This is a genomic window from Halomonas sp. ATBC28 (assembly GCF_005937175.1).
Lineage (GTDB): Bacteria > Pseudomonadota > Gammaproteobacteria > Pseudomonadales > Halomonadaceae > Vreelandella > Vreelandella titanicae.
This window is the reverse complement of record NZ_VCQL01000197.1, coordinates 1-392: the sequence shown is the minus strand read 5'-3', so window position 1 is coordinate 392 and position 392 is coordinate 1. Positions and strand designations below refer to the sequence as shown.

Genomic DNA, 392 nt, shown 5'->3' with positions numbered 1-392 from the left:
CCTCAATGATCCCCGTCGTCGATACCGACGGCGTGCGGGGAAAGTAGACCACCTCACATACACACGAGAAATCGTCAAACTTACCTGCCCAGTCATCGCCCATCACCAAAATATCCGCACTGTACCCGCGCAAATATTCCGCTTTCTGCTCCAGCGACTCCTCCAGAAATACGCCATCCACGCACGCCAGCCCGGCGATAATCGCCATGCGGTCATCCTGAGGGTAAACCGGAGCCCTGCCCTTTTTGGCGATATTTAAGGCATCGGATGATACGCCGACCAGCAGCTGCTCGCCCAGCGTGCGAGCGCGTTGTAAAAGGCGCAGATGACCCACATGAAACACATCGAAGGTGCCGAAGGTGATGACCGTTTTCATGGCTACTCCGCTAATT

The 392-nt window shown here is 55.6% G+C and carries 1 protein-coding gene; it reads right to left on the bottom strand.

Annotated elements, in window-relative coordinates; all coding sequences use genetic code 11:
• Window positions 1-376 (bottom strand): adenylyltransferase/cytidyltransferase family protein (locus E0L35_RS26020; RefSeq protein ID WP_044071095.1); only part of this gene is annotated, 376 nt, incomplete at its 3' end.
• Window positions 377-392: the final 16 nt, after the last annotated feature.